The organism is Klebsiella sp. S69, from assembly GCF_016516145.1.
GTDB lineage: Bacteria > Pseudomonadota > Gammaproteobacteria > Enterobacterales > Enterobacteriaceae > Klebsiella > Klebsiella oxytoca.
The window spans coordinates 115100-130480 of record NZ_JACVUU010000017.1 but is presented as its reverse complement, the minus strand read 5'-3'; the positions used below and the strand labels follow the sequence as shown (position 1 = coordinate 130480).

The following is a 15381-nucleotide window of genomic DNA, read 5'->3' as shown; positions in this document are numbered from 1 at the left end:
TCAGACCTCAGAAACGCAGTATCACGTTAAAATCGTCCAGCCGGGCGCGCAGAGCCTCTGGCTCCAGCCATTCACCGTCCACGACCCACGGCGTGGCGGAAGTCAGGCCGCGCTCGCGCGCTGAAGCCGCGCAAATCCAGCACTGTTCAATATCGTATAGCGACAGGAGTTTAAAGGTAGAGATATAATCGCGCGCCAGTACTGCGGCTGGCCGCTGATCCGGAAGGAGCTGAAATACGCCATCTCCGACGAAGAAGACGCCAATCTCTTCCGTCAGTGCGGATGTCGCCAGCAGGGCATCCAGCCCTTCCCTGCCCGATGCTGAGCCATGGGGTGCGGACGAAAAAATAAAGGCTATGCGTTTCATCAGAACTGCACCATCCGGTCGCAGGTTAAGGCAGCTTCCGCCAACGCACCTAATCCACTCAGCGTAAAGCCCGGCTGCAAATTATGCGCTGGCAAACTCAGCTGCTGCGCCTCCTGTGCATCGGTTATGCCACGGCGTAAAGCTGCGGCTACACAGATATGTAAGGAGACGCCGTGGTCGTCATGTAATGCCTGCCAGGCCCGAACCAGATCAAACTCATCGCTGGCGGGGGCAGTTAGCTGATTCGCATTGTAGACGCCTTCACGATAGAAAAAGATACTGAGCAATTCGTGGCCTTCCTGCAACACGGCTCGGGCAAACTGCAGTGCGCTGCTGGCCTGCTGCGTACCATAAGCCGGCCCCGTCACCGTAATGGCAAAACGCATTATTTATCCAGCCCCTGGAAATCTCCGCTTTTGAACTGACGAATATAGAGATATACCGTGTGCTTAGAGATGTTCAGCCGATCCGCTACCTGATTAATGGCGTCTTTGATATCAAAGATCCCTTTCTCATAGAGGTTCAGAACGATCTGACGATTTTTGGCGTTGTTAGAAACGTTGCGGTCGGCATTCACCTCTTCAATAGTGAACTCAAGCGTCTGTGCAACCAGGTCGTCAACCGATGAAGCAAAGTTGACCTGTGAATTCACTTCTGTCGTTTCTGGCGGAATAAAGGTGCTCATTATTTGCGAGAACGGCACGTCAAGGTTCATGTTGATGCACAGCAGGCCAATAACCCGATGGTCACGGTTGCGGATAGCAATGGTCACTGATTTCATCAGTACGCCGCTTTTGGCGCGAGTAAAATAGCATTTGGAAACGCTGCTATCGGCCCCAGTCATATCGTGCAACATGCGCAACGCAAGGTCGGTAATTGGCGAGCCGATCTGACGGCCGGTATGTTCACCGTTGGCGATACGAATAGCGGAACATTTTAAGTCCTGCAATGAGTGCAGTACGATTTCACAGTGGGAACCGATGAGCATCGCTAACCCGTCCACTACCGCTTCATAGGATTTAAGGATATCGAAGTCGGTCTGGTCAAAAGGACGTTGATCCAGCAAATCAAGCTCGCTGGTCTCGTTGGTTAAAAGCGACCTGGACATGGAAAAAAGCACTCCTTTTCAGGAGCCTGTCGTTATCGTCAGGGCAGGCTCATCATCATTATTAATCTATCTAAAGTAATACAGCGCCTGAGGTTCTTTCCAGTTTTAATTATATCTGCCCTCAATAAAAAAGCCGCCGCCCCTGGAGGCGGCGGCTTGAGCCAGATTACTTCTTCGCGTCAGCGGCTGGCGCTTCGGCCGCGGCTTCAGGCTTGGCGTCCGCTTTCGGAGCCGGTTTGATGTCCAACAGCTCTACATCAAATACCAGAGTGGAGTTAGCCGGGATACCCGGTACGCCGGTTTTGCCGTAAGCCAGATCCGGTGGAATGACCAGCTGAATTTTACCGCCTTTCTTAATGTTCTTCAGGCCTTCAGTCCAGCCAGGGATTACGCCGTCCAGACGGAAGGACAGCGGTTCGCCACGGGTGTAAGAGTTATCAAACTCTTTACCATCGATCAGCGTACCTTTGTAGTTAACAACAACGGTATCGCTGTCTTTCGGCGCTTCGCCCGTACCCGCTTTCTCTACTTTGTACAGCAGACCGGAATTCGCTTTTTTCACACCCTGCTTTTTCGCATAGGCATCGCGATAAGCTTTACCTTTTGCCTCATTCTCAGCAGCATCTTTTTCCATTTTCTGCTGGGCAGCGGTTTTTACGCGAGTTTCAAACGCCTGCAAAGTCTGTTCGATCTCCTGATCGGACAGCTTGCTCTTATCGGCAAAAGCGTCCTGAACGCCGGCAATCAGCTGAGCTTTATCTAATTTGATGCCCAGTTTTTCTTGTTCTTTCAGGGAGTTTTCCATGTAACGTCCCAGCGATGCACCCAGCGCATATGCAGATTTCTGATCGTCATTTTTGAATGCCGATTTGCTGTCCGTTGCAGGTGCCGCTTTCGCTTCGGTGGCTGCTTTGGTCACAGTTTCAGCAGCAAAGGTCAGCGGTGCATTCAGGGCGACGGCCATTGTGGTCGCCAGCAGCGTTACTTTAAACAGTGATTTCATCCATTTCTCCAGGGCCGGGGCATCTCACCCCAGGGTTATCATAAAAAACAAAAAACGTACTATAGAACGTTGCAGAACAAATCAACATACAGACGTACCTGAATATCGCCTCATTTCAGACTATTTTTGTATGAATTAGTTTCCTGTCAGGCGTAACGATGCTGCGTGAATGCTGAAACTTCAGTAGAATCCGCCCGCAGGATCAGACAGAAGAGGTTACTCATGCACGATAGCACTTTAGAGACTCGCCTTGCAGAGCTGGAGAGCAGACTGGCGTTTCAGGAAATCACCATTGAAGACCTCAACAAAACCGTCACCGCCCACGAGATAGAAATGGCCAGGATGCGCGAACATATGCGCCTGATGGTGGAAAAGCTGAAAGCTACTCAGCCCTCGCATATGGCTTCACAGGCGGAAGAAACGCCTCCACCGCACTATTAAGACGTAAAAAAAGCGGGTCTCCCCGCTTTTTTCTATTCCAGAACGCTAGCGCGATGGAATTAGTGGCAACCGCAGCCGCCGTTACCGCCGCAGCCGCCTTTACCATGTTCGTGGTCATGGCCGTGACCGTGGCCACCGCAGCAACCGTCATGATCGTGGTCGTGACCGTGGTCGTGACCGTGAGCGCCATGTACATGACCGTGTTCCAGCTCTTCCGCCGTTGCTTCGCGAAGCGCGACAACTTCAACGTTGAACTTCAGATTCTGGCCAGCCAGCATGTGGTTACCGTCAACAACAACGTGTTCGTCACCCACTTCGGTGATTTCTACCGGTACCGGGCCCTGATCGGTTTCCGCGAGGAAGCGCATGCCAACCTGCAGCTCGTCAACACCCATAAACACGTCTTTAGGAACGCGCTGTACCAGGTTTTCGTCGTACTGGCCGTACGCGTCATTAGCGCCGACTTCTACGTCAAATTTGTCGCCCACTTCGTGACCATCCAGCGCGCTTTCCAGGCCGGAAATCAGGGAACCGTGACCATGCAGGTAGTCCAGCGGCGCGCTTACCGGAGACTCATCAACCAACACACCGTCTTCTGTACGTACCTGATAGGCCAGGCTGACCACCAGGTCTTTTGCTACTTTCATGATATCTCCTGAGCATGGGAAGAATAGTGGCGCAGATTGTAGCGGAATTCTGCAGCCGTGTACCCTTTAGCTTAAAAAAAGCCGCCCGATAACGCTAGTCCGGATGAAAAATGCCTATCACTTGCTCTTCTTTGCGAACATGCTCGCGGACCTCTTTATCCGCCTCTCGCATCTGGTGTCCACACTTAACGCACTCAACTATATCGACATTATTCTCACGCCACATCGCCAGCGAATCCTGAGCCTGGCACGCCGGGCATTTCGCCCCGGCAATAAAACGTTTACGCACAGCCATATCATTTACCTTTATTCAAATTCATCCCAGCCGTCTAACTGTCTGCTCTCTTTTTGCATCTCACGCTGAAAAATTTCCTCCAGCTCGCGCCTGGCTTCCCGCACGCGGGATATCTGCAGAGTATCACTATGAACCGGCATTAACTCACGCAACATTCGCATATCAAGACGCCGAAAATGCAGCTGCGCGCGCTGCGCCTGATGAGGGTGCATGCCTAGCGAGATAAGCGCTTTACGCCCTAGCTCGAGCGCGCTGGAGAAGGTTTCACGAGAAAACTGCGCCACTCCCGCCTGCAGCAGTTCATGCGCCTCGACGCGTCCTCGCGCTCGCGCCAGAATATGAAGATGTGGAAAGTGTTGTTGACACATCTCGACCAGCTTCATGGTATCTTCCGGCTCATTACAGGTAATGACGATCGACTGCGCCTCTTCGGCTCCCGCCGAGCGCAGGAGCTCCAGCTGCGTCGCATCGCCAAAGTAGACCTTATAGCCATATTGGCGCATCAGATTGACCGCGCTGATATCGCGCTCCAGCACCGTAATACGCATTTTGTTAGCCATCAGCAGGCGGCCAATCACCTGACCAAAGCGCCCAAAACCAACGATAATGACCTGCGGTTTATCATCTTCGACCCATGGAGCCTCGCCCTCCTCTTCGGATTGATTGAATCGGCGAGAGAGTATTTTGTCGATTAGCTTCATCAACAGCGGCGTGGTCATCATCGACAATGTCACCGTCACCAGCAGTAGAGCCATTTGATCGTTCTGAAAAAGGCGCATCGAGGCGGGTAATGAGAACAGCACAAAAGCGAATTCTCCCCCCTGGCTCAGCACTCCGGCAAACTGCACCCGTTCTGCACTACGCAGGCCGTACACCCGCGCAAGGAGATACAGCACGACGCCTTTTACCGACACCAGTATTGCGACGCTGGCCGCTACCCATAGCAGGTGGGTATAGAGCACGCCAAGGTTCAGCGCCATGCCAACGGAAATAAAAAACAGCCCGAGCAGGAGCCCTTTAAAGGGCTCAATAGCGATTTCCAGTTCGTGCCGATACTCACTCTCGGCCAGCAGAACGCCGGCGATAAAGGTCCCCAGCGCCATCGACAAACCGAGCGCATCCATAAATAAAGCCGATGCAAGAACCAGCAGCAGCGTCGCTGCGGTGAAGACCTCCCGCACGCCGGATCCGGCGATAAAACGAAACACCGGCCTCAGCAGAAAACGGCCGCCAACCAGCATCCCGCCAAAGGCCAGGACCTTCATCCCGATGGTGAGCCAATTAAAGTGGTCGTCACCTGAACCGGCAAGCAGGGGCACCACCGCCAGGGCCGGGATAACGGCCAGATCCTGAAACAGCAATACGGAGAATCCCAGTTGCCCGGACTCGTTGCGGCTCATGCCTTTTTCACGCATCAGCTGCAGCGCCATCGCGGTTGAAGACATCGCCAGCCCAAGTCCGCCCACCACCGCAGCGCGCCATGAGAAGTCGCTAAGCATGAGCAAGCCGCCAAGAATGAGCGCGCTGAAAGCGACCTGCGCGGCGCCTACGCCGAAAATTGAGCTTCTTAGCCGCCAGAGCTTGGACGGATTCAGCTCCAGCCCAATAATAAACATCAGAAAGACAACGCCTAATTCTGAGAAGTGAAGGATTTCATCAACATCGCTGATAAACCCTAACCCCCAGGGGCCAATGGCGATACCGGCCAGCAGATACCCCAGCACGGCGCCAATACCCAGCCTCGCCGCCAGCGGTACCGCCACCACCGCGGCAAACAGAAATAACACCCCGGCCAGCAGTAAATCAGCTCCCGCCATTTGTACCTCCAGCCGTTACAGGATTAGCCAGCCAGTCGCGGTAGGCACGAGCGCGGCTTTTCAGATCGTCAGGCGATTGCCGCCGCGCCCAGTAGACGATAATCGGGCTTATCCAGTGCATGCGGCACATGCCGGCGGTCAGTTCGAAAGGGCGAAGAATGTCATTTATTGGATAGCGATGGGCATCGCGTCGATAGGCGCTCTCCGGCTCCCCGGTGGTAATCACGCTACGCCAGTACTTTCCCGCCAGCTGGTTCCCTCCCGCCCCGCTGGCAAAACCACGGCTGAGCACCCTATCCAGCCACTCTTTCATCAGCGCCGGACAGCTCCAGGTATAAAGCGGATGCTGAAAAACAATCACCTCATGCTGGCGCAGGAGATCCTGCTCATGGGCGATATCGATAAAAAAATCCGGATAGTGCGCGTAAAGATCGTGCACGGTAACATTCGACAACTGTAAGGCCGGTTCAAGCAAAACCCGGTTGGCCACGGAATCCTGAGATTCTGGGTGGGCATACAGCAGCAAAACCTTCGCTGTCTGAGACATCATTCCCCTCCCGAACGTCTTCTGGCGGCCTGTGCAGCGGCTGCGTCCCGACGCAACCAGAATGACTTTGTGTATCGTCTTCATTTTGGGCTACCATTGCGGCCCGGTTGAGCGATTCGCTCCACACTACATTATCATAATGACAAATTAACATAGTCAGAACATACGGCGCCTTATGATTGTTTTCTCCTCGTTACAAATTCGTCGCGGCGTACGCGTCCTGCTGGACAACGCCAGCGCCACCATCAACCCAGGGCAAAAAGTCGGCCTGGTGGGTAAAAACGGCTGCGGTAAATCCACGCTGCTTTCGCTTTTGAAAAACGAGATTAGCGCCGACGGCGGCTCGATGACTTTTCCCGGTAGCTGGCAGCTGGCCTGGGTTAACCAGGAAACGCCAGCCCTTCCTCAGCCGGCTATAGACTATGTTATTGACGGCGATCGCGAATTCCGCAAGCTGGAGGCGGATTTGCACGCGGCCAACGAACGAAATGACGGACATGCCATTGCGACGGTCCACGGTAAGCTGGATGCCATCGATGCCTGGACCATAAGATCCCGCGCGGCCAGCCTGCTGCACGGCCTCGGTTTCAGCAATGAACAGCTTGAGAGGCCGGTGAGCGACTTTTCCGGCGGCTGGCGCATGCGTCTTAACCTCGCCCAGGCGCTTATTTGCCGTTCCGATCTGCTACTGCTTGATGAACCGACTAACCACCTCGACCTCGACGCGGTAATCTGGCTGGAGAAGTGGCTCAAAAGCTACAGCGGCACGCTGATCCTGATCTCCCACGATCGCGACTTCCTTGACCCAATCGTCGACAAAATTATTCATATCGAACAGCAAACGATGTTCGAATACACCGGCAACTACAGCTCTTTCGAAGTGCAGCGCGCAACCCGCCTTTCTCAACAACAAGCGATGTATGAGAGCCAGCAGCAGCGCGTGGCCCATCTGCAGAGCTATATCGATCGTTTCCGCGCGAAAGCGACCAAAGCCAAGCAGGCGCAAAGCCGTATCAAAATGCTCGAGCGTATGGAGCTCATCGCCCCTGCCCACGTTGATAATCCGTTCCACTTTAGCTTCCGTGCGCCGGAAAGCCTGCCCAATCCACTGCTGAAGATGGAAAAAGTCAGCGCCGGCTATGGCGAGCGCGTCATTCTCGATTCGATCAAGCTGAATCTGGTTCCAGGGTCGCGCATCGGTCTGCTGGGGCGTAACGGAGCGGGTAAATCCACGCTGATTAAGCTGCTGGCCGGCGAGCTACAGCCGCTGCGCGGTGAAATGGGCCTGGCGAAAGGCATCAAGCTTGGCTACTTTGCTCAGCACCAGCTTGAATTCCTGCGCGCGGACGAATCCCCGCTCCAGCATCTTGCCCGCCTGGCGCCGCAGGAGCTGGAGCAGAAACTGCGCGACTATCTGGGCGGTTTCGGGTTCCAGAGCGACAAAGTCAACGAAGAGACAAAGCGTTTCTCCGGCGGCGAGAAGGCGCGCCTGGTGCTGGCGCTGATCGTCTGGCAACGCCCTAACCTGCTGCTGCTTGATGAACCGACCAACCACCTCGATCTCGACATGCGCCAGGCGCTAACTGAAGCGTTAATTGATTTTGAAGGCGCCCTGGTGGTGGTCTCCCACGACCGCCATCTGATTCGTTCCACTACCGACGATCTTTATCTGGTGCACGATAGCAAAGTCGAACCTTTCGACGGCGATCTCGAAGACTACCAGCAGTGGTTGAGCGACTCGCAAAAGCTGGAAAGCCAGGCATCGGAAGAACCGAAAGAAAACGGCAACAGCGCCCAGGCGCGTAAAGATCAGAAACGCCGCGAAGCCGAGCTGCGTACGCAAACCCAGCCGCTGCGTAAAGAGATTATCCGTCTGGAAAAAGAGATGGAGAAGCTCAACGCCCAGCTGGCGCAGGCGGAAGAGAAGCTCGGCGACAGCGGCCTGTACGATCAAAGCCGTAAAGCAGAGCTTACCGAATGTTTACAGCAGCAGGCCAGCGCAAAGTCCGGCCTCGAAGAGTGTGAAATGGCCTGGCTGGATGCGCAGGAACAGCTGGAGCAGATGCTGCAAGAGGGCTAGCGGCAACATGCGCTACAGCGAGGCGGGGAAACCCGCCTGTTTACCTCTCTCTCCGCGGCTTTTTACACGTAACCTGCCTACCGATTAGCCGCAAGACCACATATTGGCTAACCTGCGTACTTCATGCGCGGTATAGTAGGGATAAAGATTATTAATTGCTCTGGTGCTATGGTTGATATCACTCCTACAGAAATGACGCCCCCGGAAAACGACTCGCAGCAGTTTCATCCGATGCGCGGCGTAGGCAATCGTCATTTGCAAACCATGTTGCCGCGGCTAATCCGTCGCAAACTCCGTTTCACTCCCCACTGGCAGCGTCTTGAACTGCCGGATGGCGACTTTGTCGATCTGGCCTGGAGTGAAGATCCTTCTCAGGCACGCCATAAACCCAGACTAGTGGTATTTCATGGTCTGGAGGGCAGCCTGCACAGCCCTTACGCACACGGACTTATCCATGCGGCAATGCAGCGCGGCTGGCTGGGCGTGGTGATGCATTTTCGCGGCTGTAGCGGCGAACCCAACCGAAATAACCGCATCTACCATTCGGGCGAAACGGAAGACGGCTCCTGGTTTCTGCGCTGGCTCCAGCGCGAATACGGTTCGGCACCGACCGCAGCGGTAGGTTATTCGCTCGGGGGCAATATGCTGGGCTGCCTGCTGGCAAAAGAAGGCGACGACATTCCGGTCGATGCCGCGGTAATCGTCTCGGCTCCGTTTATGCTGGAAGCCTGTAGCTATCATATGGATAAAGGTTTCTCACGGGTTTATCAGCGCTATTTGCTTAATCTGCTAAAAGCCAACGCCGCACGTAAGCTAAAAGCCTATCCTGGCTCTCTGCCCGTCGATTTACGTCAGCTAAAAAGCATGCGCCGTATCCGCGAATTTGACGACAGCATCACCGCGAGGATCCACGGTTTTGCCGATGCGCTGGACTATTATCGCCAGTGCAGCGCCATGCCGCGCTTAAGCGATATCACGAAGCCCACGCTGATTATTCACGCAAAAGACGACCCTTTTATGGACCATCACTCGATACCGCCGCAGGAACAATTGCCGGCGAATGTCGAGTATCAGCTGACGGAGCACGGCGGGCACGTTGGGTTCGTCGGCGGTACCTTGCGTAAGCCAGAGATGTGGCTTGAAAGACGTATTCCGGATTGGCTAACCCGCTGGTTAGGAGGAAAATTATGATCATACCCTGGCAAGAGCTCGCTCCCGAAACGCTGGATAGCCTGATCGAAAGTTTTGTCTTGCGCGAAGGCACCGATTATGGTGAACATGAACGTTCGCTGGTTGATAAAGTCTCTGATGTAAAACAGCAGCTAAAAAGCGGAGAGGCCGTGCTGGTATGGTCAGAGCTGCACGAGACGGTCAACATCATGCCCCGCAAGCAGTTTCACGGCTAAGGCGGCACACACTATCGTTTATCCAGGGAGTTGTTATGTCTGCCAAACATCCGGTGATTGCCGTCACGGGCTCCAGCGGCGCGGGTACCACAACCACCAGCCTCGCTTTCCGCAAAATCTTCGCCCAGCTGAATCTGCATGCCGCTGAAGTCGAAGGGGATAGCTTTCACCGCTACACCCGCCCGGAAATGGACATGGCGATCCGCAAAGCGCGGGATCAGGGCAAACATATCAGCTACTTCGGCCCAGAGGCCAACGACTTTGGCCTGCTGGAACAGACGTTTTCTGAGTATGGGCTAAGCGGCAAAGGCCAGTCGCGCAAGTATTTGCATACCTATGACGAAGCCGTGCCGTGGAACCAGGTTCCGGGGACCTTCACGCCCTGGCAGCCGCTGCCCGAGCCGACTGACGTCCTCTTTTACGAAGGCCTGCACGGCGGCGTCGTGACGCCGCAGCACAACGTCGCAAACCATGTCGACCTTCTGGTCGGCGTGGTGCCCATCGTCAATCTTGAGTGGATCCAGAAGCTTATCCGCGACACCAGCGAACGCGGCCACTCTCGGGAGGCGGTGATGGACTCGGTGGTCCGCTCGATGGAGGACTACATCAACTTTATCACCCCGCAGTTTTCGCGCACCCATCTCAACTTCCAGCGCGTCCCCACGGTGGATACGTCCAATCCCTTTGCGGCCAAAGCCATCCCTTCCCTGGATGAAAGCTTCGTGGTGATTCATTTCCGCAACCTGAAAAATATCGATTTTCCGTGGCTTCTGGCGATGCTTCAGGGTTCGTTTATCTCACATATGAACACGCTGGTGGTACCGGGCGGAAAAATGGGGCTGGCGATGGAGCTGATTATGGCGCCGCTGGTTGAACGGCTGATGGAAGGCAAGAAAATAAGCTAGCTGCGATCGCCCCGGCGGCAACATAACCTACCGGGGTCGGTTCCGTTTATCCTTCGATCACTTCATAAGAGTGAGTAATGTTTACCGCCTTCTCAAGCATCAGCGCCACCGAGCAGTACTTTTCCGACGACAGGTCAACGGCGCGGGAAACGGCCGCGTCTTTCAACTCCTTACCGGTCACGATAAAGTGCAGATTGATATGGGTAAACAGACGCGGCGCCTCTTCGCGACGCTCCGAGGTCAGCTTAACTTCGCAGTTGGTGACGTTATGACGCCCCTTCTGCAAAATGGAAACCACGTCAATCGCGCTGCACCCGCCTGCCGCCATCAGCACCATTTCCATCGGGCTGGGCGCTTTATCCCCGGAATTACCGTCCATCAGAATCTGGTGGCCAGAAGCCGACTCACCGATGAAGGTTAACCCTTCAACCCACTTCACTCGCGCTTGCATAAATTTAACTCCAGGGCTGTAATTTTCCTGACAGATTACGCGTAGATAACAATTCTCGCAACGGAAGGCGACCTGGGTCATGCTGAAGCGAGACACCAGGAGACATGCGGCGAAAGCTATGCTAAAACAGTCTGGATGCTACAGTAATACATTGATGTACTGCATGTATGCAGAGGAGTTCACATTACAGGCTGCAGAACACTTTCAGCCGGATTCCCAGGTATAGGGATTCAATACGATTGCATGCCCGGATGCCGTGTAGTGTCGGCACCCGGAGATAGCTTATAACAGAGGATAACCGCGCATGGTGCTTGGCAAACCGCAAACAGACCCTACCCTTGAATGGTTCTTGTCTCATTGCCACATTCATAAGTACCCATCAAAGAGCACGCTGATCCACCAGGGTGAAAAAGCAGAAACGTTGTACTACATCGTTAAGGGCTCCGTGGCTGTACTCATCAAGGATGAAGAAGGTAAAGAGATGATCCTCTCTTACCTCAACCAGGGCGATTTCATCGGTGAATTAGGCCTGTTTGAAGAAGGTCAGGAGCGTAGCGCCTGGGTACGTGCGAAAACCGCATGTGAAGTGGCCGAAATCTCCTACAAAAAATTCCGTCAGCTGATCCAGGTTAACCCGGATATCCTGATGCGTCTCTCTTCGCAGATGGCGCGCCGTCTGCAGGTTACGTCGGAAAAAGTGGGCAACCTCGCTTTCCTCGACGTGACTGGTCGTATCGCCCAGACGCTGCTGAACCTGGCAAAACAGCCGGATGCGATGACCCACCCGGACGGTATGCAAATTAAAATTACCCGCCAGGAAATCGGTCAGATTGTCGGATGCTCTCGCGAAACCGTTGGCCGCATCCTGAAAATGCTGGAAGATCAAAACCTGATCTCGGCACACGGTAAAACTATCGTCGTCTACGGTACCCGTTAAGTCGGTAAAACGGCGTATTGCCTGACAATACGCCGTTTTTGTTTTCCCCTCATGTGGCGCAGGCTGATTTACCACCCGGAAGTCAACTATGCACTGCGGCAAACGCTGGTGTTGTGTCTGCCGGTTGCGATAGGGCTTCTGTTCGGTCATCTACAGCAGGGGCTGCTGTTTTCTCTTGTTCCCGCCTGCTGCAACGTTGCCGGGCTGGATACACCGCATAAGCGTTTCTTTAAACGCCTGATTATCGGCGGCTGCCTGTTTGCCGGCAGTAGCCTTATCGTTCAACTCCTTCTGCAGCGAGAAATACCTTTGCCGCTGATCCTCACGGGTCTGGCGCTCATCCTCGGCGTCACTGCCGAAATCAGCTCGCTGCACGCAAGGCTGCTGCCCGCCTCGCTTATCGCGGCTATATTTACGCTCAGTCTCGCGGGCAACATGCCGATTTGGGAGCCGCTGCTGATCTACGCGCTCGGGACGTTATGGTATGGCATTTTTAACTGGATCTGGTTCTGGCTTTGGCGCGAACAGCCGCTGCGCGAATCCTTAAGTCTGCTGTATCGCGAGCTGGCCAATTATTGCGAGGCCAAATACAGTCTGCTTACCCAGCATACGGACCCCTCAACATCGTTGCCGCCGCTGCTTAATCGACAGCAAAAGGTGGTAGATCTGATAACCCAGTGCTATCAGCAGATGCATATGTTGGCGGCCAACCAGCGCAGCGATCATAAACGCCTGCTGCGCGCATTCCAGGTTGGACTGGACCTGCAGGAGCATATTTCCGTCAGCCTTCATCAGCCGGAAGAGGTGCAAAAACTGGTGGAGCGCAGCCATGCGGAAGCGGTGATTCGCTGGAACGCGCAAACCGTTGCCGCCCGCCTGCGGGTGCTGGCGGACGATCTCCTTTACCATCGTTATCCTCAGCGCTTTCAGATGGATAAACAGATCGGTGCGCTGGAAAAAATCGCCTGGCAGCATCCCGATAACCCGGTCGGGCAGTTTTGCGCCTGGCATTTCAGCCGTATTGCCCGGGTTCTGCGCACCCAGCGGCCGCTGTACGCGCGTAACCTGATGGCGGATAAAACCCGTCGCCTGCCGCTGCTGCCTGCCCTGAAAAACTATCTGTCGCTTAAGTCGCCGGCCTTACGAAATGCGGCGCGTATCAGCGTGATGCTGAGCGTCGCCAGCCTGATGGGCAGCGCGCTGAACCTGCCAAAACCCTACTGGATCCTGATGACGGTTCTGTTCGTGACGCAAAACGGCTACGGCGCCACCCGAGTACGCATCGTCCACCGGGCTGCAGGAACCATTGCCGGGCTGGTCATTGCCGGACTGACGCTGCACTTTCACGTCCCTGAAGGCTATACGCTGACCGCGATGCTCTTTATCACGCTGTTAAGCTATCTGATTATCCGCAAGAACTACGGCTGGGCGATGGTCGGATTTACGGTAACGGCAGTGTATACCCTGCAGCTACTCACCCTGAACGGCGAACAGTTTATCGTTGCCAGGCTAATTGATACGCTGATTGGCTGCCTGATCGCCTTCGGGGGTATGGTCTGGCTATGGCCGCAATGGCAAAGCGGCCTGCTGCGCAAAAATGCCCACGATGCGCTGGAAGCCGATCAGGATGCTATCAGGCTGATCCTCAGCGACGACCATCAGGCCCCGGCGCTGGCCTATCAGCGAATGCGCGTCAACCAGGCGCATAACGCGCTGTTTAACTCGCTGAATCAGGCAATGCAGGAACCCGGTTTTAACTCGCACTATCTGGAAGATATGAAGCTGTGGGTTACCCACAGCCAGTTTATTGTCGAGCATATCAACGCCATGACCACCCTGGCGCGCGAGCACAATATGCTCACGCCAGATCTGGCGCAACGTTATCTGGAGTCCTGCGAGATTGCGCTCCAGCGCTGCCAGCAGCGGCTGGATTCCGATGGGCCGGGCAGCGCAGGGGATGTGAATATCATGGAGGCGCAGGATGCGGAGGTTCCTCGCGGCCCGCTCAGTACAATGGAGCAGCATCTGCAGCGCATCCTCGGGCATCTGAACACCATGCACACGATTTCATCGGTGGCATGGCGTCAGCGTCCGCATCATGGCATCTGGCTGCGCGCCACTAAGCGCTGAGCACCCGCTCAACAGCCTTGGCAAAGCGCGTCATGCCTTCAGCAATATCGCTATCATCAATCACCAGCGACGGTACAAAGCGCATCACGTCCGGTCCGGCATTGAGCACCATGACGCCAGCCTCTGCGGCGGCGTAGAGGAAATCGCGCGCTTTCCCGTGATACTGCGGCTTAAGCTCGGCGCCGATAAGCAGCCCCATGCCGCGGATATCGCTGAACAGATCGAACCGCGCGTCAATTTGCTGAAGGTGCTCAACAAACAGCTCGCGCTTCGCGGTGACGCCGTCCAGCACTTCCGGTGTGTTAATCAGATCGAACGCCGCTCCGCCCACCGCGCAGGCCAGGGGGTTACCGCCGTAGGTCGAACCATGAGAACCGGCGTGGAACGCGCTGGCGATGTCATGGGTGGTCAGCATCGCGCTGATAGGGAAACCGCCGCCCAGCGCCTTAGCGCTGGTCAGAATATCCGGCGTTACGCCATAGTGCATATAAGCAAACAGCGAGCCCGTGCGCCCCATACCGCACTGAACTTCATCAAAGACCAGCAAAGCCTGATGCTGGTCGCACAGATCGCGCAAGCCTTGCAGAAATTCCGGCGTCGCTGCGGTCACGCCGCCTTCTCCCTGAATCGGCTCGACCACCACCGCGCAGGTATGATCGTCCATCACGGCTTTCACCGCGTGTAAATCGTTAAACGGCACGTGAACGATATCGGCCGGTTTAGGCCCAAAGCCATCGGAATATTTCGGCTGCCCGCCGACGGAGACGGTAAACAGCGATCGACCGTGGAATGCGTTATGGAAGGCGATAATTTTGGTTTTGTACGGACTATGGCGAGTGACGGTATAGTGGCGCGCCAGCTTAAAAGCCGTTTCGTTGGCTTCGGTTCCGGAGTTCATAAACACGACGCGATCGGCGAACGTCGCATCAACCAGCTTACGCCCCAGGCGCAGGGCCGGTTCGTTGGTAAAAACGTTGCTGGTATGCCACAGCTTTTCACCCTGTTCATGGAGTGCCGCCACCAGCGCCGGATGGCAATGTCCGAGCGCAGTCACGGCAATACCCCCGGCGAAATCAACGTACTCTTTCCCCTGCTGATCCCATACCCGGCTTCCTTTGCCCTTCACCGGAATAAATTCCGCCGGTGCATAAATTGGCAAAATAACCTCATCGAATGTCGCGCGGGTGATCGCCGGTTGTTCAGTTGCCATGTCGTGCCCATCCCTCTTCGTTATGCGATAGTGATTA

General features: G+C 55.1%; 17 protein-coding genes. 7 read left to right on the top strand and 10 right to left on the bottom strand.

Annotated elements, in window-relative coordinates; genetic code table 11:
* Nucleotides 1–7: 7 nt before the first annotated feature.
* From tusC to fkpA, 4 genes are all read right to left on the bottom strand, one after another.
* Nucleotides 8–367 (bottom strand): sulfurtransferase complex subunit TusC, encoded by a 360-nt coding sequence (gene tusC / locus IAE27_RS17460; RefSeq protein ID WP_016807656.1) that lies wholly within the window; start codon nucleotides 365–367, stop codon nucleotides 8–10.
* Complete coding sequence (tusD, locus tag IAE27_RS17455) at nucleotides 367–753, bottom strand: sulfurtransferase complex subunit TusD (protein ID WP_064343917.1); 387 nt, start codon at nucleotides 751–753, stop codon at nucleotides 367–369. The genes tusC and tusD overlap by 1 nt, the downstream gene beginning before the upstream one ends.
* Nucleotides 753–1475 (bottom strand): transcriptional regulator, encoded by a 723-nt coding sequence (locus IAE27_RS17450; protein ID WP_004106380.1) that lies wholly within the window; start codon nucleotides 1473–1475, stop codon nucleotides 753–755. The genes tusD and IAE27_RS17450 overlap by 1 nt, the downstream gene beginning before the upstream one ends.
* A 166-nt stretch (nucleotides 1476–1641) precedes the next feature.
* Nucleotides 1642–2478, bottom strand: a complete 837-nt coding sequence (gene fkpA, locus IAE27_RS17445) for an FKBP-type peptidyl-prolyl cis-trans isomerase (protein WP_004106382.1) — start codon at nucleotides 2476–2478, stop codon at nucleotides 1642–1644.
* A gap of 222 nt (nucleotides 2479–2700) precedes the next feature.
* Here fkpA and IAE27_RS17440 point away from each other — a divergent pair, with 222 nt between their 5' ends.
* Nucleotides 2701–2919 (top strand): protein SlyX, encoded by a 219-nt coding sequence (locus IAE27_RS17440; protein WP_004106384.1) that lies wholly within the window; start codon nucleotides 2701–2703, stop codon nucleotides 2917–2919.
* Between the two features lie 59 nt (nucleotides 2920–2978).
* Here the strand turns inward: IAE27_RS17440 and slyD are convergent, their stop codons facing one another.
* The 4 genes from slyD to kefG form a co-directional block, all read right to left on the bottom strand.
* Complete coding sequence (gene slyD / locus IAE27_RS17435) at nucleotides 2979–3566, bottom strand: peptidylprolyl isomerase (RefSeq protein WP_004106387.1); 588 nt, start codon at nucleotides 3564–3566, stop codon at nucleotides 2979–2981.
* A 94-nt stretch (nucleotides 3567–3660) separates the two neighbouring features.
* Nucleotides 3661–3861, bottom strand: a complete 201-nt coding sequence (locus IAE27_RS17430; protein WP_004106389.1) for a YheV family putative zinc ribbon protein — start codon at nucleotides 3859–3861, stop codon at nucleotides 3661–3663.
* Nucleotides 3862–3872: 11 nt separating this feature from the next.
* Nucleotides 3873–5678 (bottom strand): glutathione-regulated potassium-efflux system protein KefB, encoded by a 1806-nt coding sequence (kefB, locus tag IAE27_RS17425; protein ID WP_135800628.1) that lies wholly within the window; start codon nucleotides 5676–5678, stop codon nucleotides 3873–3875.
* On the bottom strand, nucleotides 5665–6228 hold the full coding sequence (gene kefG / locus IAE27_RS17420) for a glutathione-regulated potassium-efflux system ancillary protein KefG (protein WP_024274771.1): 564 nt from the start codon (nucleotides 6226–6228) through the stop codon (nucleotides 5665–5667). The genes kefB and kefG overlap by 14 nt, the downstream gene beginning before the upstream one ends.
* A gap of 172 nt (nucleotides 6229–6400) precedes the next feature.
* Here kefG and IAE27_RS17415 point away from each other — a divergent pair, with 172 nt between their 5' ends.
* The 4 genes from IAE27_RS17415 (at nucleotide 6401) to IAE27_RS17400 (ending at nucleotide 10616) form a co-directional block, all read left to right on the top strand.
* Nucleotides 6401–8305 (top strand): ABC transporter ATP-binding protein, encoded by a 1905-nt coding sequence (locus IAE27_RS17415; RefSeq protein WP_070555759.1) that lies wholly within the window; start codon nucleotides 6401–6403, stop codon nucleotides 8303–8305.
* A gap of 192 nt (nucleotides 8306–8497) precedes the next feature.
* Entirely contained in the window at nucleotides 8498–9496 is a 999-nt protein-coding gene (locus IAE27_RS17410; protein WP_160886763.1) for a hydrolase, read from the top strand.
* Nucleotides 9493–9711, top strand: coding sequence for a YheU family protein (locus IAE27_RS17405; protein ID WP_004106398.1), 219 nt, complete (start codon nucleotides 9493–9495; stop codon nucleotides 9709–9711). Before IAE27_RS17410 ends, IAE27_RS17405 begins: the two co-directional genes overlap by 4 nt.
* 35 nt (nucleotides 9712–9746) lie before the next feature.
* Entirely contained in the window at nucleotides 9747–10616 is an 870-nt protein-coding gene (locus IAE27_RS17400) for a phosphoribulokinase (RefSeq protein ID WP_004106399.1), read from the top strand.
* A 46-nt stretch (nucleotides 10617–10662) separates the two neighbouring features.
* On the opposite strand, the gene IAE27_RS17395 is transcribed toward IAE27_RS17400, so the two are convergent.
* Nucleotides 10663–11067, bottom strand: a complete 405-nt coding sequence (locus IAE27_RS17395) for an OsmC family protein (protein ID WP_154022756.1) — start codon at nucleotides 11065–11067, stop codon at nucleotides 10663–10665.
* A 304-nt stretch (nucleotides 11068–11371) separates the two neighbouring features.
* Between IAE27_RS17395 and crp the strand changes: the two genes are divergently transcribed.
* Both crp and IAE27_RS17385 read left to right on the top strand, forming a co-directional pair.
* Nucleotides 11372–12004 (top strand): cAMP-activated global transcriptional regulator CRP, encoded by a 633-nt coding sequence (crp, locus tag IAE27_RS17390; protein ID WP_000242758.1) that lies wholly within the window; start codon nucleotides 11372–11374, stop codon nucleotides 12002–12004.
* Between the two features lie 51 nt (nucleotides 12005–12055).
* Entirely contained in the window at nucleotides 12056–14134 is a 2079-nt protein-coding gene (locus IAE27_RS17385) for a YccS/YhfK family putative transporter (protein WP_070555762.1), read from the top strand.
* On the opposite strand, the gene argD is transcribed toward IAE27_RS17385, so the two are convergent.
* Nucleotides 14124–15344 (bottom strand): bifunctional acetylornithine/succinyldiaminopimelate transaminase, encoded by a 1221-nt coding sequence (gene argD / locus IAE27_RS17380; protein WP_023329051.1) that lies wholly within the window; start codon nucleotides 15342–15344, stop codon nucleotides 14124–14126. The two genes, IAE27_RS17385 and argD, sit on opposite strands and share 11 nt — an antisense overlap.
* Nucleotides 15345–15381: the final 37 nt, after the last annotated feature.